This is a genomic window from Seinonella peptonophila (assembly GCF_900129355.1).
Taxonomy (GTDB): Bacteria; Bacillota; Bacilli; order Thermoactinomycetales; family Thermoactinomycetaceae; genus Seinonella; species Seinonella peptonophila.
In genome coordinates, this window is sequence record NZ_FQVL01000003.1 from 238,697 (window position 1) to 258,780 (window position 20,084).

Annotated in this window: 16 protein-coding genes; 7 read left to right on the forward strand and 9 right to left on the reverse strand. The window is 39.1% G+C overall.

Annotation, left to right across the window (positions count from 1 at the left end):
* Positions 1-5: 5 nt before the first annotated feature.
* The 4 genes from BUB71_RS07975 to BUB71_RS07990 all read left to right on the forward strand — a co-directional run bounded on the left by BUB71_RS07975 (position 6) and on the right by BUB71_RS07990 (position 3,523).
* Positions 6-1,163, forward strand: a complete 1,158-nt coding sequence (locus BUB71_RS07975; RefSeq protein WP_073154312.1) for a GNAT family N-acetyltransferase — start codon at positions 6-8, stop codon at positions 1,161-1,163.
* 149 nt (positions 1,164-1,312) lie between these two features.
* Positions 1,313-1,594: an ArsR/SmtB family transcription factor gene (locus BUB71_RS07980; RefSeq protein WP_073154313.1), complete on the forward strand. Its 282-nt coding sequence runs from the start codon at positions 1,313-1,315 to the stop codon at positions 1,592-1,594.
* A 147-nt stretch (positions 1,595-1,741) separates the two neighbouring features.
* Positions 1,742-2,905 carry an MFS transporter gene (locus tag BUB71_RS07985; protein WP_073154314.1) on the forward strand — a complete coding sequence of 388 codons (1,164 nt, stop codon included), beginning with the start codon at positions 1,742-1,744 and terminating at the stop codon, positions 2,903-2,905.
* A gap of 369 nt (positions 2,906-3,274) precedes the next feature.
* Complete coding sequence (locus tag BUB71_RS07990) at positions 3,275-3,523, forward strand: DNA alkylation repair protein (RefSeq protein ID WP_073154315.1); 249 nt, start codon at positions 3,275-3,277, stop codon at positions 3,521-3,523.
* Between the two features lie 34 nt (positions 3,524-3,557).
* Here the strand turns inward: BUB71_RS07990 and BUB71_RS07995 are convergent, their stop codons facing one another.
* Entirely contained in the window at positions 3,558-4,550 is a 993-nt protein-coding gene (locus BUB71_RS07995; RefSeq protein ID WP_073154316.1) for a lipoate--protein ligase, read from the reverse strand.
* 332 nt (positions 4,551-4,882) lie between these two features.
* Between BUB71_RS07995 and BUB71_RS08000 the strand changes: the two genes are divergently transcribed.
* Complete coding sequence (locus tag BUB71_RS08000; RefSeq protein WP_073154317.1) at positions 4,883-5,692, forward strand: hypothetical protein; 810 nt, start codon at positions 4,883-4,885, stop codon at positions 5,690-5,692.
* A 380-nt stretch (positions 5,693-6,072) separates the two neighbouring features.
* Positions 6,073-6,885, forward strand: a complete 813-nt coding sequence (locus tag BUB71_RS08005) for a Cof-type HAD-IIB family hydrolase (protein ID WP_073154318.1) — start codon at positions 6,073-6,075, stop codon at positions 6,883-6,885.
* 10 nt (positions 6,886-6,895) lie between these two features.
* Here BUB71_RS08005 and BUB71_RS08010 read toward each other — a convergent pair whose 3' ends face one another.
* The 3 genes from BUB71_RS08010 to BUB71_RS08020 form a co-directional block, all read right to left on the reverse strand.
* Entirely contained in the window at positions 6,896-7,192 is a 297-nt protein-coding gene (locus tag BUB71_RS08010; protein ID WP_073154319.1) for a hypothetical protein, read from the reverse strand.
* 123 nt (positions 7,193-7,315) lie between these two features.
* Positions 7,316-7,684 carry a hypothetical protein gene (locus BUB71_RS08015; RefSeq protein ID WP_073154320.1) on the reverse strand — a complete coding sequence of 123 codons (369 nt, stop codon included), beginning with the start codon at positions 7,682-7,684 and terminating at the stop codon, positions 7,316-7,318.
* Positions 7,685-7,755: 71 nt separating this feature from the next.
* Positions 7,756-9,600, reverse strand: coding sequence for a heavy metal translocating P-type ATPase (locus BUB71_RS08020; RefSeq protein WP_073154321.1), 1,845 nt, complete (start codon positions 9,598-9,600; stop codon positions 7,756-7,758).
* 175 nt (positions 9,601-9,775) lie between these two features.
* Here BUB71_RS08020 and BUB71_RS08025 point away from each other — a divergent pair, with 175 nt between their 5' ends.
* Positions 9,776-10,369: a LysE family translocator gene (locus BUB71_RS08025; RefSeq protein WP_073154322.1), complete on the forward strand. Its 594-nt coding sequence runs from the start codon at positions 9,776-9,778 to the stop codon at positions 10,367-10,369.
* Between the two features lie 13 nt (positions 10,370-10,382).
* Here the strand turns inward: BUB71_RS08025 and BUB71_RS08030 are convergent, their stop codons facing one another.
* The 5 genes from BUB71_RS08030 to BUB71_RS08050 form a co-directional block, all read right to left on the reverse strand.
* On the reverse strand, positions 10,383-10,865 hold the full coding sequence (locus tag BUB71_RS08030; protein ID WP_281248191.1) for a M15 family metallopeptidase: 483 nt from the start codon (positions 10,863-10,865) through the stop codon (positions 10,383-10,385).
* Between the two features lie 123 nt (positions 10,866-10,988).
* Positions 10,989-13,415 carry a hypothetical protein gene (locus BUB71_RS08035; RefSeq protein WP_073154324.1) on the reverse strand — a complete coding sequence of 809 codons (2,427 nt, stop codon included), beginning with the start codon at positions 13,413-13,415 and terminating at the stop codon, positions 10,989-10,991.
* A 149-nt stretch (positions 13,416-13,564) separates the two neighbouring features.
* Positions 13,565-14,086 (reverse strand): hypothetical protein, encoded by a 522-nt coding sequence (locus BUB71_RS08040; protein ID WP_073154325.1) that lies wholly within the window; start codon positions 14,084-14,086, stop codon positions 13,565-13,567.
* Positions 14,087-14,576: 490 nt separating this feature from the next.
* Entirely contained in the window at positions 14,577-18,863 is a 4,287-nt protein-coding gene (locus tag BUB71_RS08045; protein WP_073154326.1) for an AAA domain-containing protein, read from the reverse strand.
* 208 nt (positions 18,864-19,071) lie between these two features.
* Complete coding sequence (locus BUB71_RS08050; RefSeq protein WP_073154327.1) at positions 19,072-19,917, reverse strand: hypothetical protein; 846 nt, start codon at positions 19,915-19,917, stop codon at positions 19,072-19,074.
* Positions 19,918-20,084 lie beyond the last annotated feature (167 nt).

The following is a 20,084-nucleotide window of genomic DNA, read 5'->3' on the forward strand; positions in this document are numbered from 1 at the left end:
ACAACGTGTCTTACATACCAAGATTATATACAAAAGATAATTGGGAGCAGTTACATCCATCCTCATCAACTGAAAAGCAGGTAGCTTATCGCTACCTGTCTCCTTTTGTGCTTGGTGATGTTTCTAGCTTTATTTCAAATATCAACACAGAGATACAAGTGATTGAACTTGAAAATCACCTGTTGCCAGTCACGATCAACCAACGTGAATATCAAAATGCTTATTCTTGTTCACCGATCACCCAATATATAACTTGTGCCAAAGAAGAGCTATGGGAATTACGTGATCCATATTTGGAAAAAACTCTTTCTACTCTCCTTTCAACGCTTCGCTATCTATTGAAACTCGGTCAATTAAATCGAGTCGTAATTGTGAATAATTGGTTGCTCTCAACCAATCTCTATCCGCCAATCAGCCAAGAGCAAATCAACTGGATCACATCATATTTAATAAAACAGTTCCCCAAACACGCGATTTTATTTCGATCTATCACAGCTTATCATCCGATAGGTCTCCACGCATCCTTGCTTCAAGCTGGATATCAAGCAGTGCCAAGCCGCCAAGTTTATTATTATGCTCCAAGTCAGTGGAATCACTTAAAAAGTCGTCAACGAAATCTATTGCGACGCGAACTGCGATTTTATACACAGAGTGCTTATCAATGGCGGAAAGACCAAAAGAAATGGACAGAAAAGGAATTACATAGGATCATTGATCTCTATCAACAGCTCTATATAGAAAAATATTCACCCAATCATCCACGATTAACGACCCAGTGGTTACAACATGCAATCCAATCAGGTTGGCTACACGTTGGCGTCTTAGAAAAAGCTGGACAGATTGATGCTGCTTATGGCTACTTTATGCAAAATAAGATGATGACTACACCTCTACTTGGTTACCAAACGAGTATTCCACAAAAAGAGGGACTCTATCGGATTCTCTCTCGTCTTTTAGTCAAGGAAGCAAGTGCAAACAGTTTGCTTCAGCATCAAAGTTCTGGTGCTGCTGCATTTAAACGGGATCGCGGCGCATTTGCAAAGATCGAATACACGATGGCCTATACCAAGCATTTGCCATTTCAGCAACGCAAATCATGGGCTTTTCTGCAATCACTCCTTGAAAAAATTGCCTTACCCATCATTACCAAACGAAAACTCTAATAAACAAGGATATAGTTGATTGACTCATTTTATCTATACAGCGAAGAATAACAGGTTGTAGACAAAAAGCATGTGATTTCCTTTACATATCCAAATGAATATGCTATCATCATTTCTGTATTTATCGAAATGTCAAAGGAGAGTCTGAAATGATGATGGATCATTTTTCTTCAGACCAAGCTGTTAATATTTATAAATCTCTTGGAGAACCGACTCGGTATCTGATTGTCCAATTGCTTCTTCAACACAATCAACTCTCCTGCACTGAAATCAAAGATAAAATTAATCAAGTAGCAAATTCAACACTTTCCCATCATTTAAAGTTGTTGAAAGACTGCCAGGTTTTACAATGTACTCGCCGCGGTAAACTGCGACTATACTCCTGCAATAAAGAAGTATTAACTCTTTATGCGCCTTATCTATTAAAATAGATTTTTTTACGAGCTAAATTTCGATAATTTTAGAAATATAGTTATAAATGGACTCTTCTTTGTCTAATCATTGGACTAAGAGATAAATTTTCTATTTCCATTACTATTTATTTTCTACTAATAAAATATTCTTTGAGGTGTTCATTCATGAATCGATTTACCATCTATTTACTAGCGATTGGAACTTTTTTAACTGGAACAGTAGCTCTTGTTATAGGCGGTATTGTCAACATCATTGCAAAGGATTTGCATATTTCCTTAGCCCTTACAGGACAACTTGTTACGGCATATTCCTTGGCATGTGCAATCGGCGCTCCTTTAGCAGTCAGCTATACTTCCAAATACGATCGAAAAAAAACATTGATCATAGCGTTGAGTTTCTTTATATTGGCTAATTTGATCACGATCTGGAGCCCTAACTTTTATATTCTGCTCTTGGGTCGACTTTTGTTTGGGATAAGTGGGGGCCTTTATACAATCGTGGCGCTTAGTGTGGCTGCAAAATTAACTCCGCCTGAAAAAATGGGACAAGCAATTGGCACGGTGATTATGGGATCGAGTACTTCCTTAGTCTTTGGTGTACCAGCAGGTGTTCTGATCACACAATTTTTCCATTGGAAAGCAATCTTTCTGATATTAGCTATTTTAAGTAGTTTTGTGATGTATGGGATTGTTCGAAAATTACCTTCGATTGAAGGGGAAGCCTCAGTCCCATTTAAACAGCAATTTAAATTGCTAAAAGAAACAAAAATCATCACAGGACTTTTGATTTCATTATTTTGGATTGCAAGCTATGCATTGATTTATACGTACCTGACACCATTTCTGCAAACAACCATTCATTTAAGCGTCTCTGAAATTAGCTGGACCATGATGCTACTAGGAGTCTTTGCAGTCTTGGGGTCAAAGCTAGGCGGATTTGGTACAGATCGATTTGGCACATCACAGATGATCGTTTCCTCATTAATCATTAACATGCTTGCCCTTTTCAGCTTAGAATTTATCACGGCTACACTGGTTAAAACATTGGCAATTGCGATCTTTTGGATGTGTTTTGCTTGGATGACTGCACCTGCCATTCAATCATATCTGATCAAACAATCTGGTCAAAACTCTAGCCTGATTCTCAGCTTAAATAATAGCGTGATGCAACTGGGAACAGCGAGTGGCGCTGCTTTAGGTGGATTAATCTTAGGGGCCTCACATACGGTTACTTTTAATCCGCTCTTTGCTGGCATCCTATTGATCGTTTCATTACTTGCTTCATGGATTTCCATCTCACTACAACCTAAAACAGTCTCTTCAGTCTGAGCACCTCATTAGAATTGTGCAAGCTTGTAGACAAAGCCGCCTGATCTGCCGCTCGTGATCGTGGTTCTCGGCGACGCCCCGAACCAGGCTAGCAAGGATGTGAGGCTGTCGCGGTCTGTCAGCCTTCCCGACCGAGCAAAACTCGTCTCCTCTGGCATACGCCTACTGAGGCTTGAACAGTTTGTCCGAAAGGAAAATGCCTCTTCAACTGCCATTTGCTAAGTTGCGCCCGAAATGGAGCTTTGCCGATCATCTCTCACTCGCCTATTAGGTTTTTCATCAGTTTGAGCATCTCATTAGAGGTGCGCTTTTTTCGTTCCTGATAATTGAGTCAAAAAATGAAATACTACTTTCAAAGGAGCTGATCTGATGAATTCTGTATACTGTTGCCCAGCCTGTAAGACAAATCGTAGTCGCTTTAATCTGATAGAGCAAGTTGTGCATCCGATTCGCAAAGACCCCTCAACAGGTAAGATGATCGAACATGTTCCTCTTTCAGACCCACTCCAATTTCAATATCAAGGGGAACCATATCGAGTTCAATGCGGCATTTGTGGATTAATCGATGACGAACGCACTTTCGTAGCATTTGGAAAACAGGATTCCTTCCAAGATTAAAAGCTAACCAACAATCTTATAAATGATTACAATTTTAGTACACTAGCTTTACAAATTCATCGACACTTAGATTAGGAAAATAGTGTTCAAATGGGATTGTCGATAGTGCTTGTTGTAACGACTCTCGTTGATAGCGAACGCCGATCAGATGCCGTTCTAATTCGCTAATTTCACCCGGACTAAAAAAGTCTCCATAAATTTTACATGATTGAATCATACCTTTTTCGCCAACATTTAATCGAACATCGACCAATCCAAAAGAGAAACGATAACTTTGTTGTAAATTGAATTCTGGAGACTCCCCATAGTTCCAATCCCAGTTTTGGTAACGCTCTTTTGATATTTGATTAATCACTTTCCAATCCTCGGCTGTTAAGTGATATTCTGGAATGGCTTGATCAGTTCCAAAGATCGAATGAAGCAATCGCTGCTGAAATTGATGAATATCAAGTGAAATGGTTAAGTAATCCTTAATATTTGCGACGCGACTTCTAACCGATTTGATTCCTTTAGACTCAATCTTTTCTTGTTTCACTTGCAGCGCTTTCGCTACGTCTTCTAGTTGCACATGAAACATTAATGTACCATGGCTAAACATCCGCCCACGTGATGAAAACTGTGCATTACCTGATATTTTTTTACCATCTACCAGAATATCATTTCGCCCGCTTAACTCGGCTGGTACACCTAGTTGATGTAATGCTTCGATCACAGGTTCGGTAAATTTCCGGAAGTTGGCAAAGCTCTTACCATCATCAGGCGTAATAAAGCTAAAATTCAAATTGCCCAAATCATGATAAACAGCCCCACCACCGGAAAGTCTCCGCACTACATGAATCTGATTTTCATTCACATAGTCCACATGAATTTCCTCAACTGTATTTTGGTGTTTCCCAATAATAATCGAAGGTTGATTTATATAAAACAATAAAAATGTATCATCTGTCTGTAAGTGACGTAAGGCATATTCTTCTATCGCTAAATTGATACGAGGATCGTTAATATTTTGATTATCTATAAATTTCATTTTGTCCTCCTATAAAATTTAATCTTATATAAGGTATTTTAACCTACAGATTGTCAATTTGCTCCATAAAAAAATAAGGAAACAGGTTATTTTGCTTGAACTACTTAGAAAAGCAACGTTGTTCAGTCGAGTCCCTTACTATATAATAAGTCTATCGAGTGCGGAAACACTGAAAAAACTATATGTAAAGGAAGATTGGTCTTCAAAAGCCGCCTTTATGACTTAGTTTGTGGGTTCTAATTTGCTAGCTTGATGCTTGTCGATATGATGAATTGTGTTATGCCCACTACATGTATTGTAAAAAGATGTATGTAAACAAAGGAGGTATTTGTTTGCCGAGATTTGCACCAATCTGCTTTATCCTAACAGGGACACTCTTGGTAAGTCCTGTTTCCGCATTTGCTAATAATGATCAGTCAGAGCAACCTACAGATCAACAAGTTCTTGAACAGCTTGAACAGAAAAATATTTTACTCTATTCCATTCAAAATGATACACAACCTGAGAAAAAAGAAGATCCAAACGATGAATCTACTAAAACACCAAAGGAAAAAACGGAAGAGCCCACTACAAAGCCTGAACAAGAAAAGAAACCAAACGTAGTGAAGAAAGAAAAAAAAGAGACTGACAAAACGCCTCTTCCAAAACCTGTTCAGCAAAAGAAAAAGAAAGTTGTTGCTCAAAACCAAAATTACTTAGATATTAGCTTTCGTTTACGGAAGCACCTTCTGTTTGTAAACGCCTCACTGATCGATATTACAGAGGGAAAAGGGCTCTGGCGGATCGAGCTAAATGGCAAGCGGATCACCAATACAACCACCAAAGAGGTTGAAGCAATCTTCTCTTCTGATGGCTTGAAAGAACATCAAAATCGACTAGAAGTTTTTTTCCAAGGAGAAGCTGATGAGCAAGAATTGACAGCTTCAAAAATGATCACCTTTGATCATCCTGCAGAGAAGAAGGCAACTGCTCAACAATCGACCAGTGATCAAAAGCAGTCAAAATTAGCAATTCCCAAATCTTCTCAGAAACATCCATGTACAACAGAACAAGCTAAAGAGCCAGAACATCTGGTTTCAATCTCGATTCAAAATTGGTTAGAAAAAACCAAAAGCTCGTCACAAAAAAACTGTGACAATTAATCTAAGACCCTATCATTTACGATAGGGTTTCAGCTTGTAGACAAAGTCTCTTGATCGGCTCGTGATCGTGGTTCCCGGCACGCTCCGACCGGGCTTGCGAAGATGTGTGACTGCCCGCTTCCTGACAGCCTTCGCGGCCGGGCAAAACTTGCCTCCTCCGGCATACGCCTGCGGAGACTCGAACAGTTTGCCCGTATAGAAAATGCCGCTTCAGCTGCCATTCCGCTAAGTGGTGCCCTAAATGGAGCTTTGCCGTTCACCTCTCCACTCGCTCATTAGGTTTTTCTTCAGTCTGAGACCCTATCATTTACGATAGGGTTTTTTCTTATTTGTTATGTTGTGTTAGAATGGATTTAATGTTTATTAAAAGAGGGGTCGCGATGATTAAACTATTTGTTACAGACCTAGATCATACACTACTCGATGATGATAAAGATATTCATCCAAGGGATCGAGCAGCAATTGACCGACTGATTGACTCAGGAACCGAATTTGCGATCGCAACAGGACGATCAGAAGCAGAATTTCAATATATTGTGGATCAACTAGATCATCCTTGCCATCGAATTAGTCAAAATGGTGTCTACGTACGAACAGCACAAGGAGATGAATTAGCTTCAGCCATTTTACCACCATTGGTAACCAAGCAAATAATCGAGGAAGCAACTGGATACAACTTTCAGCTCTATATTAACGTGGCTGAGCAAACATATACACCATACCTTTCAGAAGAGGCGAAGGAATACTCTTCTAAGATGCAATTACCTGTTATTGAGGATCGCTTCATTGTTGAACAACTTGATGAATCAGTACTTCCATGCAAATTTTGTTTTATTGGTGAAAAAGAACCTCTCCTCCGTTTTATGCAACAACTGGATCATAAAGATTATCGCCAACATGTTGATCTTTTCTTATCAAGCCCTTATTGTGTGGATGTCGTACCAAAAGGTATCTCAAAAGGCTTTGGTGTTCAACGGTTAATTGACCATTTGGGAATCTCTCTTTCAGAGGTTGCCTGTGTTGGCGATGCATATAATGATGTGCCTATGTTTCAGATCGTCTCAAACAGCTATGCAATGCGTCATGCAGACCCAGGCGTTCAAAAAGAGGCAGTACATGTTGTTGACTCAGTAGCAGAAGCAGTTAAGCAAGTATTACATGAAAACCAAGCTAAAAAACCAACCATTATGTAAATGGTTGGTTTTAACTGATAAGATGATTGATATAAACACCGATTCCAATTAACGGAATTATCAGGCCCCAATACTCCATTCGGATAAACAAGAGACTATGATAAGATGAATCAAGATTTTCATTCAATTTTCGTCCGATCAAAAAATTAAGACCGCCCGCGATAAAGTAAAAGATTAAAATAATGGATTGAGCTAATATGGATGATTCTTGCAATGATAGCAATTGCATAGCAATCAATCCACCCACCAAATAGCAAAGTGCGGTGACGAAAATTACTAAAATCCCCCACCCTCTCCAAATAATCATAAATCCCACCTGCTTATGTAATATTTGATATAATTTCTTTATGATATTAATACAAATAGCCAATTAATGCAAGAAATAACTTAAAGAAGCTCTCCATATACACGGAGAGCTTCTTAGCACTGTTTATGATAAAATCGATTCATCGAGAAATGAAATTTCAAAGCCTGGAGTTAATAAAAGCCGGATCGTTAATTGAGCAGTTTGATACTTACGCTCTAATCCCTCTACTCTTCGCTTTGCTTTTTCTAACTGCTCGATCACTTTTGTTTTTTCTTTGTGTAATGAACTTGTATGATGAAAAAGTTGCCGTTTACGAGTATCTTCATTTTTCCCATCGATTAAATCTGTACTGACTACAAGCTCACTTTCTTTAAGAGAAATCCGGTACTTAATATCAGCTAGGCGAGCACGATATTGAAAATATGCCTCTTCAGCTTTTTCCAGATCGAGTAGGATTGACTGTAATTGACGTGCCAGTTGATAACGGTCCAACTGATCAACTCCTTATGGATCTGAAAATACGATATCAGAATATATATTCCCTTTTAATATTACTTATAAACCTATCTAAGCAGCCTTAAACCATTGAGAATAACCAATAATGTACTACCTTCATGACCAATAACTCCTAAAGGAAGTGTCATTGACTGCATAAAATTAGCAGCAATCAAACATAAAATAACAGCTAAAGCAAACAAAAGATTTTGTTTGACAACCCGGTGTAAACGATGACTCATCGTAATAGCATGTGAAATCTGAGCAAGATTATCATTCATCAAAACAATATCTGCTGTCTCCAAAGTTATATCAGATCCATGTTTCCCCATTGCAATCCCAACTTGTGCCTTTGCTAAGGCAGGTGCGTCATTGATACCGTCCCCAATCATCGCAACTTCACCATGTAATGCTTTTAGCTTCTCAATGCAAGCTACCTTTTGATCAGGAAGCAACTCACTAAATACAAGATCAATACCAGCTTCGGCAGCAATCGCTTCAGCTGTAATATGTTGATCACCTGTTAACATAGCTGTTAAAATTCCACGTTTACGAAGCTCTGAAATCACCATTTTTGCTTCTGGTCGAATTTGATCTTGCAGCGCAAATAATCCATAGATATGCCCTTCTTTACCGATCAGGACTACTGTTTGCCCTTGTTGCTCATATTTTGTAATCGTTTCCTGTATTTCATCAGTTAGGGAAGAAAACATAAGCGGTTTTCCAATTTGCCAATGCTCGCCTGATATTTCGGCTTCAACTCCCCATCCAGCTCTAGCTTTCATTGTCGTGAGTGGCAACAGCGTAACATCTCGGTCAAGTCCGTATTGGACAATTGCTTGTGCGATGGGATGTTCAGAACCTCGTTCAATCGAACTTGCATACTGTATCAGCTGATGTGAGTCATTAGCAAAAGTAACCAGATCAGTTACTACAATTTTACCTTGCGTCAAGGTGCCAGTCTTATCAAAGGCGACGACACGTACGTTTGCCATTTTTTCAACTTGTGTTCCATTTTTGTATAGCAGACCCTTTCTTGCCCCACTTGAAATGGCTGAAAGCAATGCCGGCATAATAGAAGCTACTAATGCGCAAGGTGATGCAACAACTAAAAAAATCATTGCCCGATAAAGGCTATCAGACCAAGTCCAAGATAACAAAGTAGGTGGAATGACAATCAGCAACAACGTGATCATCACTACTGCTTTTGCATAAAACTTTTCAAATCGCTCAATTCGTTGTTGAGAAATTGGTACTTCCAAGCGAACTTCTTCTAACCGTTTCATAATTTTCGCTAATAGTGTCTCTTCCGTTGGTCGTGATACTTCTACGACTAACATACCCGTTCCATTTAATGTTCCGGCATAAACTTCATCGCCAACAGACCGCTCTACTGGTATTGACTCACCTGTAATCATTGCCTGTTCAATTGATGAATCTCCTTGTTTTATTGTACCATCAGCCGGAATTCTCTCCCCAGGTTTAATAACAATGATATCCCCGATCTTCAGTTCTTCACTGGGAATCATTTTTTCAATACCTTGATTTGTATAAATCCTTGCCTGATCTGGCTTAAACTCCATTAATGAAGATAGATCTCGTTCACTCCTGGCCAGTGTATAAGTCTCTAAAGCACCGCTTAAAGAGAAAATGAAGATCAATAAAGCACCTTCCATCCAATATCCGATACTTGCTGCGCCTATGGCCGCAAAAAACATTAAAAAATTAACATCAAGTTCTCTTTCCTGAATGAGTGTAAACCAACCCTCTTTTGCTTTCACATAACCGCCGATTACATATGCAAGAATAAAGAGGGTAATCGCTACATGATGTTGTGATCCATCTATCTTCCATGCAATCAGTGTTAAGAGCCCAGAACTAAGTGCTGCAATCAGCTCACCGTAACGTTTCAAACGACTCCCTCCTTATTGATAATGATTATTATTTTTTATCCATGATTTATTTATAATTATTATAAAGTGGTAACAAGTATTATGTCAATATAAATAAAAAATAAAAACCTACCTGCATTCGTTTGTTTCTGCTTGGTTATACTATGCAAACGATATGCTAGGGGGTTTCAATTCAATGTTGTCACATCTGTTCCAAGGCTTATTGGTTGGTTTCTCAATTGCCGTACCAATAGGTCCAGTGGGGATTTTGTGTATTCGAAGAACATTAGCAGCAGGACAACGTGCTGGTTATCTCACTGGTTTTGGAGCTGCTACCGCACATTTGATTCTCGGTTCGATTACAATCTTGAGCTTAACCATTTTATCGCATTTTGTAACTGAACACAGATTTTGGTTTCACTTATTAGGCGGTCTCTATCTATGTATAATTGGAATACAACTATTTCGGAAAAAGCCTCAACTTCATGAAAGACCTTTAACTGGCGGTTATGTAACAGGACTCATGATTACAGGTACGAATCCAATGACACTGGTTACATTTGTTACTTTACTCACAAGTGTAGGAAACGCGCATATACATTCTGCTATTTATGCTAATAGTCTGTTGATTATAGGCATTTTTCTTAGTTCTCTGCTTTGGTGGATCACACTCTGCCTGTTTGTCCATCAACTTCGACACCGTTTTAATAAAAAGCTTTTTTTATGGCTTCACCGTTTGTCTGGAACCGCTTTTGCGTTATTTGGTCTTTTCTTATTAGGGAGAGTCTAAAAAACAAATCATTTCATTTAAGAGCATGCACCGTTTTTGTTTGAATATATAGTTCCCATATTGTTTGACCAAATGTCATCTCTAAGTGTGGTGTATCTTTAAAGCCTTGCCAATCTCCCCCCCAGTCAAATCCTAATTTTTTCGCTTCCGTCACCACTTCCATCCAATCAGATTTACCGTTTTGATTTCCATCATAAGCTAAATCCCAAATGATTTTCCTTCTTTTGGGATCATATATCGCAAAATCAATGGCCAATCCATAGTTGTGATAAGATTGTCCACCTTTAGCATATGTCACGATGGCACCTGGCTTTGATCGACCAAGCTGATAAAGTTGATTTTGTTTATTGATCGATCGAAATCCTTCTGTAATTCTGATCTCAATACCACGTTGCTTGCTTTTCTTAATCAATTGTTCCATGGACTGCTTCACCGTCGGATGAAGACCTTTTAAATTGTATTTCATTTCATTGAAAGCAACATATAGCCACCCCATTACACCCAATATCACAATAAATATTAATACTATTATAATCATTAATATTTTCCTATTTTTTTGCATGATACCCTCCAAAAAGAAAACCACATAGGCAGTTGAACTGCTTACGTGGTTATCAAATTACTTATCAAATAACAGCCCCCAGGTAATCTTGCCAGGATATCCTGTACCAGGTTCTCCTAGCTCTTTTTGATGCTGATCCTGGAATTTCTTCATTGCACTTTTGATTTTAGAGAAGTCCCCAGAACCTGTTGCCTCTTTTAGGACACCTTTTTTCACTAACTGCTTCTCAACCTTTTTAACAAAGTAGCCATGATTCTGCATCTCATTATACTTGATAAAGTAATGTTCACCAGGGAATCCGCCTTTTGAATTGCTCAAAAGTCTTTTCCAAGTTTCTTCTCCTGGAACACCATCGGCATCTTTGCCTTTCCAACCTTGATCTTGCTGGAACTTTTTCAGTTCATTGGAGATTTCAGATTGGCCTGGTTTAAATGCAGCATTCTCAGAGCCACCTTGATAATAACCTGATTTTTTAAGCAATCGTGCAAGTGCTACGACATGATTACCTTTTGACTCTTGCTCAAATTTCTTAGCACCAGGGAATGTATAGCTAACTTTCTCAGATTTTTCATCTTTCTTTGGCGGTGTTGAGTTATTATCTTGCGATGGATTTTTAGGTTGCTCAATTTTTGGTGGTTGTTCAATTTTTGGTGGTTGTTCTTGCTTATTGTTACTATCACCTTGTGTAGTACTACCTTGGGTGCTACTACCTTGCGTGCTACCCTCTTGAGCATTGCCACCTTGGGTGCTACTACCTTGAGTACTACCCTCTTGGGCATTGCCACCTTGGGTGCTACTACCTTGAGTGCTATCCCCTTGCGTACTTCCTTGTGTACTGTTTCCTTGGGTACTACCGCCTTGAGTGCTATCCCCTTGCGTACTTCCTTGTGTACTGTTTCCTTGGGTACTACTGCCCTGAGTGCTATCCCCTTGCGTACTTCCTTGTGTACTGTTTCCTTGGGTGCTACTGCCCTGAGTGCTATCACCTTGGGTACTTCCTTGTGTACTGTTTCCTTGGGTGCTACCGCCTTGAGTGCTATCCCCTTGCGTACTTCCTTGTGTACTGTTTCCTTGGGTGCTACCACCCTGAGTGCTATCACCTTGGGTGCTTCCTTGTGTACTGTTTCCTTGGGTGCTATCACCCTGAGTGCTATCCCCTTGCGTACTTCCTTGTGTACTGTTTCCTTGGGTGCTATCACCCTGAGTGCTATCCCCTTGCGTACTTCCTTGTGTACTGTTTCCTTGGGTGCTACCACCCTGAGTGCTATCATCTTGGGTGCTTCCTTGTGTACTGTTTCCTTGGGTGCTACTACCCTGAGTGCTATCACCTTGGGTACTGTTTCCTTGAGCAGGTGGTTGCTTTTGTTGTTGTTGGTTTTGTGGTTGATCTTGTCCTGCTTCGATATGAACTTTCACTTTGGGTTTATTGACAACTGGTTTAATTGTTGGAATAGTTTTGGTTACATCAGGGATTGGTGTAACCACTGAAGGTACTTTAACTGTTGACTTTTCTTCTTTTTTAGGAGTTTCTTCAGTTTTTGATGGTTTTTCTTCCACTTTTGGTGTTTCTTCAGTTTTTGACGGCTTTTCTTCTACTTTTGGTGTTTCTTCAGTTTTTGATGGTTTTTCTTCTACTTTTGGTGTTTCTTCAGTTTTTGACGGTTTCTCTTCTTCCTTCTGAGAAGGATTTGGAGTTACAGTCTCATTCTTTGGTGGGGTCGTAACAGTCTCTTCTGTTGGTGTTTGTGGTGTCTCGGTTTGTGGATTTTGTTTATTGGTTGCAACAGTTGTCGAAGTATCTATGCCATTATCGCCATTGTTTTTATTCGGTTTTTGGGCAATAATCGGATGATCATCCCAACCGATTGCACCAAAGAGAGTGCTGGCAACTGTATTTACAACCGATGTACTGGGCTTGTTTGTTGTTGCCCCACCAAGGTCATCGTTGATTGATGGTTTACCTTTTGCTGTTGCAACAGGTAAATCTTCATCGCCTGAAGGCGTATCTGTTGTATTGCCTTCCGGCGCAGGAGTTTGTTGATCTGAGCTTGTAGGTAAGCCTTTACCTTGATTCTTATTTTGTCCATTACTTTGTGCCTGTCCTTGAGCTAAGTCCAAGTCACCAGATTCTACATCAATGTTAAATTGATCACCTTTTTTTACTTTTCCAGCAGAATCAAATGTAATAGACTGGCTTCCTTTTTTGCAATTGACTTTCTTTTGATCAACAATTTTGCCATTTGATTTTAGACTGAGGTTAAGGGAGTGATTCTTGTCACATGAGACGTCAGCATTGATAGGTTTATTACTTGTTGCTTTTGACGTTTTCGTGCTCTTCTTAGACCCTAGCAATAAACTTTCATCAATATGAAAAGTTTCAGCACCTTTACTGATCAAGTCAGGGTCCTTTTCCAAAACAACGTAAACCGCAATGACAAGAGAGACCAAAATGGAGATAATTGCAATTGTCCATTTTCTAGTCAATAACAGCCCCCCCTCTATAAATAAAAGTACTTATGGTTAATCCTTATACTAACATATTTATAGAGATTGGAGTATTTAAATTATTCATATGGAGAATAGTTATCTTTATTTTTTGTTCGAATATATAATTTTAACTATTATCACCTTCCTCACTTTAGTTTGATTTTCTCTATGATCTGTGGAAGATCATCATTCATCATTTTTGTGATTTCTTTACCCTCTGGCTTTACGTTCCCTTGCTTATCATAGTATTTTGATTCAGCTTCTGTGGGAACTGAGTAAGCATATGTTTTCCCTCCCTTTGTTCCGATATAACTCAGCAGACTCTCACCATATTGTTGATCCCATTTCTCTTTGTTCATCGAAAACTGAATAATCGAAAAGAGTTCGCTTGTTTTATCTTTATAACGAAAAACCGTTCTTTTTTCAGCACCTATATAAGAACCTGAATATACTTCATATTTACCTTTCCATTGAATAGGTAAAGTGACTATCACATCATCTAATTCATATGTAATTTGATTCCCTGAAATTTTTCCTTTTGATGCACTCTTTTGCTCAGCAGTAGGTTGATCTACTTGATCCGCCGCCAATTCCTTTTCATTTGAACATCCGAACAATAATAACAATCCAAGAATGATCAACCATCCAATTTGTAGTTGTTTCTTCACTGCCTCTATTCCCCCTTTATACTCTTTCAATGTAATAATAATGCACATTCTAGCGAATTATATAAGGGTAAACAATATAATAGCGTGACAGTTCGCAAAGAAATACTATTTTTAAGACATATTTCATTATCATCACCAGTTATCTCATGGCAGAACAAACACATTTCGCTTCCATTTTATAGGGCAAAAAAAGCTAGGGAAACAAATTGTTCAAAAAAGATTCACATATTTAACCAATTAAGTAATTGAAATACATGCTAAATATTCTTAATATTAGGTATGTAAGGTTATTCACATGCTGGAGGTTATCGTTCTCGTTTTGGAATTTTCTGAGGAATCCTACCTCCATTTTAGCACACCAAGTTGATGAGTATTGATGTCAGCTAACAGCCTCATTATGTTGAGGCATTTGAACAATCATTCTTCCTGACCAATCGTAAAGCCCATATTGAAAACCCTTCACTCCGTTTTGGAATGAAGGGTCTTTTTGTTAAAAATAATTGGTAGTCGTAGCGACAAACTCTTGTGCATATTCATTTCGTGATAGCTTTTCTTCACTTGGCTCGATTCCTAACTCTTTTATACGCTGTTCTAATTGAGTTAAGATTTCAGACTCATTTAGATGAAAATCACCGGCTAAGATATGATAGAAAGACCAGCCCATCTGTTTTAAGATACGTTTTTTAGACCAGTCATTTTGCCATTCTCCTTGATTTACCCATGCTTCATACAAACAATGAATCGCTAACCTTGCTCGACCACCCTCCACAATGAGATCACCGTATGGAGTACCTGTCCGAACCTGATATCCCCGCTGATCAAGCCATTGATAGATTTCTTGAATCATTGAATGGTCAAAATAGGGAATCTCTTCTTTAATCCCTGCATGCACAGCTCTATGATCTTGTACATGCTGTAGTAGCCTAGCTCTCATACAATTTGGATGTAGCGATGAGAGCGATATGGAATGAAAGAGAAAGAGTTGATCACGGGCACGGCTAGCTGCGACATTAAATCGTCGGCGATCTGTCTCTTTGTTTAATACACTACGTGAACCTTCCTCAGTGACCACAAGCGAAAGGAAGATCACGTCTCGTTCATCTCCTTGAAAACGATATGGATCGCCACAGATCAGCTTTCGACGCAGTAGTTCAGCTTCTCCGATTCTCTGACGCAACTGATTTTCTATCCATTTTGCTTGATCACTTCGCATTAACGAGATGACGCCCATTGTTTTATGCTTATAGCGTTCATCATTGCAACAGGCAACGATCTTTTCTACAATTGCCTCAGCTTCTGGTATATTTAACATCTTTGTCCCGCTCGATCTCTTTCCATCTGTAACATGGACCGAAACCAAAGGCTCTTCAAACAACTCATCTTTTGTTGGAACGCGTAGTAATTCAAGCTGGTTATCGTAAAATTGCTGATTACTAAATTGGATAATGTCCGGTACAGAACGAAAATGCTCTTTCAACATAATTTTGCTCGTAAAGACACGGCTTGAAAGATCATAAAGACTTGTCATAATCTCAAACTGAGCCATTTGTGGAACACCTTTTAAATATCGCTCCATCAGTTCATGATTAAGCTGACGATCAAAGCCAATTGCTTCAGGGCTAATTTGTTTATCGTCACCAACTATCACAACTTTTTCTCCCCGCATCAATCCACAAAGAGCAAAAAGGTTACTTTGACTGCTCTCATCCACAATGACAACATCAAAGCGCTGTTCGGTCAGTTCCATTGTCTCAATTACTCGATGCAATGGCATAATCCAGACCGGTATCGCTTCTTGGCAACGCTTCATATCTCGACTTGCTTCACTGCGGTACTTATCAGCGTATTTGCCAGTACCCTTTCCGATCTTTTTGATATTCTGAAACCAACTGATCAAACTTCGCTTTTGTTCAGGAGTAATATGTGACAACATCTCTTGCCAAGCCATCTCTGCCACCAAATGCCGCGTAATTTGTAACTCTTTCGTTTCCAACGCTAGTAACTCTTCTTCCATTTGATCAATAGAAGGTAATGCACGATATTCGTCAACCCAAGTGCGAAGTTGGGCTGCGAGCCAAGCATCTGACCAGTCAGTTGGCCATACTACTCGATCTTTTTCTTTTCGCTCTGTAACGAACTGCTGCACCCACTGTGGACAAATGAGCTTTAGCTTTGATAACAAAACATGAAATGCTTCAAAATCGTTCTGAACTTGCTCACGTTCTTGAATTTGCTGATAAGCAGCTCGCCACTTATCAACATCTTTTTGTAGACATGCTTCCTCCAACTGTCCCCAAACAGGATGAGCCCCTCCGCTCTCTTTACCTGCTGTTAACTTCTCCACTAGCTGTTGATAATATTGATCTACCTGTTTCCATTTTAAATAGGTTTTACAAGCATATAACCCTTTAGAAAATTGCTGAAACCAATCAATATGTGTCCAATCAGCAGAGGGAACGCCTAAATCCTGTACCCACTGATGAAGGGGTAGAACCCATTCTGCATTCCAATTAAGCAGTTGTTCGATTTCATCTAATTGCTCTGTAATCTCTACAAAAAGCCGGTGATTATCAGCCTCTATAAACGGACCATCTACAAATTCCATCATCCGGTTCCAGCGTAGGACAAATCGACTTAACAAGTCTCTCCAGTCAATATAGTCGATCAACAGACGAATATCATCTTCATGGCGAGGAGGGATATCATTAATAAAGCACTCTTTAAAGATATATCCTAACTTACGACCAAACAGATGTTGAAACATCCAACCTGTATTTTTATTTTCTTCCATTCTTTCTAAGACAGTTAATAAGTCTTCACGAATCAACCCATGTTTACGATCAATTGGCAGCTTAATTTCATATTCCATCAGATTTTTCTGAAGGTCATTGATTACGCTTAGTCGCTCCCGACCGTCATCCAAGAATTCCTCCCAATTATGCAAACGATCTCCGCCTGCCACGATATCTTTTAAAATCATGATTTTCCACCGTTGAGAAGAAAAAGTACGTAGCTTGAAAATAGCTTCATTTGTCGTCTTAATCGCACTATCTAAAGAGGAGGAAAGCGGTACATTGATATTCCAATGATGTATCAAACTTTCTTTGCCTTGTTTCTCTTCAGTTGCCTGTTCATATTCTTGAATCATTCGCTCAAAAGCAGTTGGAGTGAGTAAATCTGCTGTTTTAGGACGGTTTTGTTGATAATCTTTCCACACATCAGGATGAAAACGATTCAAACCATCGACCAATTGTTCTTTTTCTTGTTCATTTAATGGCTCTTCTGTCTGAAAAGGTATCACATCAGGAATCCAGTGTTGTTCTTTATGATCTTTTAACCACTTTGTTGCCTCTTGTGGAATCATCGAAGGATTTGTCAAACCAATTGGTTGTTCTTCCAGTTGTGAGCGTGCAACAATCTGCTGTTTGAGTGCTTTTTTCTCTGTCTGAATCTCAGCTAAACGCTTTTGCCATTTATCAATCTTTGTTTCGATTACTTTTGGCTCTTTTGTTTCTAGATTTTCAACAATTTGTCTGATTGAGTCATCAAGTTGACCCAACGACTGACTATCACTTCCGAGTAATGAAACCGAAAGCGCTGCGATCTCTGATGGAATCATTTCTTGTAGGACGCGTAGAGCCTGTTCCTTCTCACTCGTAACCAAAACACGCTTCCCTTGTGCCAATAAATGACTAATCAAGTTGGCAATCGTGTGACTTTTACCTGTACCTGGTGGCCCTTGAACGACGACACCACTTGATTGATTTAACTTTGTGACGATCTCCTTCTGCTGATCATTTGCTGGCAAAGGGAAAAGAAGCGGCTGCTTTAAACTTGATCCTTTTTCTGGTGTTAAGATTTCTTCTGAAACAATCTGCTGAAGTGGTGATGGAATCGACAATCCATTCTCCAATTGTTGAATAATCTTCTCTAGTTCTCTCTGCCAGAGAGAGTGTCCTTTTTTTCTGACGATCAATGCTGGGCTAAATGCCAATATTGGAGATGACTCTAATTCTTTTAAAGCTCGATAAGTTGGACGCAGCACTGACTTTTCACCAAGTAACTGAGCTACTGTTGATAAATGCTTCTTCAACTCAAATTCATTTCTTGGTTGAAAAGAATCCTGCTCCCATTGATCCATCCATTCATAAATTGCTGTTTTCTCTAATTCGTCAATATGTGTTAACCATGCTCCATCTAAGTATGTACCTTTACTTGTCTGATAAAGTGAAAAGATCCCTTGCTCTGGATCAAACATTACTTCAAGTGGTGTAATGAATAAATGTCTTGATATATCTTGTTTCTCTGTCTTCCATTGTACCAATCCATGTGCAAAGGCAATTTCTATCGTTGCACTCTCATCATCCAGTCTTTGATACAGAGCAAAGAGCGAATCATAAAGTTGCTTCGTCTGTTTTGTAGCATTTACTTTTCCAGCCCAAGGCTTCCAATTCATCTCTACCCATTCTTGAAACTCATGATCTTGAGCCTCTTTTCCTTTCATAAGCGTAGGAGACTCATGTGGATCTTGCCAGTTCGTTACCACGTCTTGCAAGGAATCAGGTATACTAAGCGGATGAATCGACTCAGGACGATATACTTTCATCCAAGCATCTTCGACTCGTTCACCCCATTCGATGCCTGCCCATCCTTCTAACTCTTCTTGCCACCAGCAATGTTCATATTCATTAAGGTGAAAATAAGGTTTATCCCATGCTTTACGTACTTCTAGTAGATAACGAAACACTTGGCGAACCTTCACTCTGATCTCATTCATAGCATCCACCTTTTAATCAACAAAGTAATCTGAAGGATAAAGTAATCTTCATCCAATTATAAGCTTGTACACTTCAGCAGCCCTCTAGAAACAGAACGATACAAACAGAATGTTATAGCAAATCTCTACGAGGAACAACTAAATCTCCAAACTCTCTTTTTATTCATTTCCCCGCTTTATTATTGCCAAACAAAAAAACGGAAAATTCTCATAAATTTCCATTTGCTGTCTGCAAATTAGAAATCATAGCAACCACTGATTCAGAAAAGCGAAACCAATAGCATTCACCTAATAAACATATCGTTTCAACTTGAACACCATTACTGATCAAATCTTTTAGCACCGGTAAAAATCGGTGTTCATATTCAATTTTATTTATTTTTGGTGGGGGCTGCTCCGTATATTTTAGGTAATACATGGCCTCGACTTTCCTCCATAACTCTTCCACTATTTTCTTCTTTCTTTCTTCCTCCCATTGACGACGATGCCTCTTTTTTTGCTCCTCTTTCCATTGATTTTTCGCATTTTCTTTACCTAACTCAAAAAGAAATTTTACATTACATGGTAATATCTTCTCTGAGAGTTGTTGAGCGGCTTGAAAAATTGCTTGGTCTGCCTGATAAGATTCAATTGCAGTTTGACAAACCTGCTCCCATTCCTGCTGGGAACATTCAGGAAATGAATCACGAACAAAAGCGTAAAATTGTTGATAGACCCAAGTATAGGTTAATTGTTCAAACTCCTGTCGATATGAATCATACTGAAAGTCTTGATCTTCCTCAAGCCCCGGATAAGTGATCCCATTATATTCAGATAAGAATTGATCCAGCGAATCATAATCTGCAAGGTGAAATTCCTGCTGTGTCTTGACAAGTGATGTTTCCCCATGATCCATTGTCAGTTCACATTTTGTCTGGGTCAAAATGTTATAAGCAAACCATTGTGCAACTAATTGTAGATACAGGTGGAGTTGGTCTAATAAACGAGCTTCAAGGTGTGAAGCGAGTTCTTCCTGAAATGCGATCACCTCTTGTTTTGATAAGGACTTTGTCATCCCTGACACCCCTATTTCTTCAAGCTCTTTATCTTATATTTTCGTACCATATTCCACAAAAAAAGGGCGACTCCTTCTATTCGCCCTTTTCATCTAATATATGACAGACCTCGCCTTGCAATGTATGATTCAGCTTGTATTTGAAGACATGGTGATGAATATTCCGT

Excerpts from the sequence above, each read along its gene's own strand:
- BUB71_RS07980 (WP_073154313.1), top strand. The coding sequence starts at position 1,313 with ATGATGATGGATCATTTTTCTTCAGACCAAGCTGTTAATATTTATAAA.
- BUB71_RS07985 (WP_073154314.1), top strand. The coding sequence starts at position 1,742 with ATGAATCGATTTACCATCTATTTACTAGCGATTGGAACTTTTTTAACT.
- BUB71_RS07990 (WP_073154315.1), top strand. The coding sequence starts at position 3,275 with ATGAATTCTGTATACTGTTGCCCAGCCTGTAAGACAAATCGTAGTCGC.
- BUB71_RS07995 (WP_073154316.1), bottom strand. The coding sequence starts at position 4,550 with ATGAAATTTATAGATAATCAAAATATTAACGATCCTCGTATCAATTTA.
- BUB71_RS08005 (WP_073154318.1), top strand. The coding sequence starts at position 6,073 with ATGATTAAACTATTTGTTACAGACCTAGATCATACACTACTCGATGAT.
- BUB71_RS08010 (WP_073154319.1), bottom strand. The coding sequence starts at position 7,192 with ATGATTATTTGGAGAGGGTGGGGGATTTTAGTAATTTTCGTCACCGCA.
- BUB71_RS08025 (WP_073154322.1), top strand. The coding sequence starts at position 9,776 with ATGTTGTCACATCTGTTCCAAGGCTTATTGGTTGGTTTCTCAATTGCC.
- BUB71_RS08030 (WP_281248191.1), bottom strand. The coding sequence starts at position 10,865 with ATGGGGTGGCTATATGTTGCTTTCAATGAAATGAAATACAATTTAAAA.
- BUB71_RS08045 (WP_073154326.1), bottom strand. The coding sequence starts at position 18,863 with ATGAATGAGATCAGAGTGAAGGTTCGCCAAGTGTTTCGTTATCTACTA.
- BUB71_RS08050 (WP_073154327.1), bottom strand. The coding sequence starts at position 19,917 with ATGACAAAGTCCTTATCAAAACAAGAGGTGATCGCATTTCAGGAAGAA.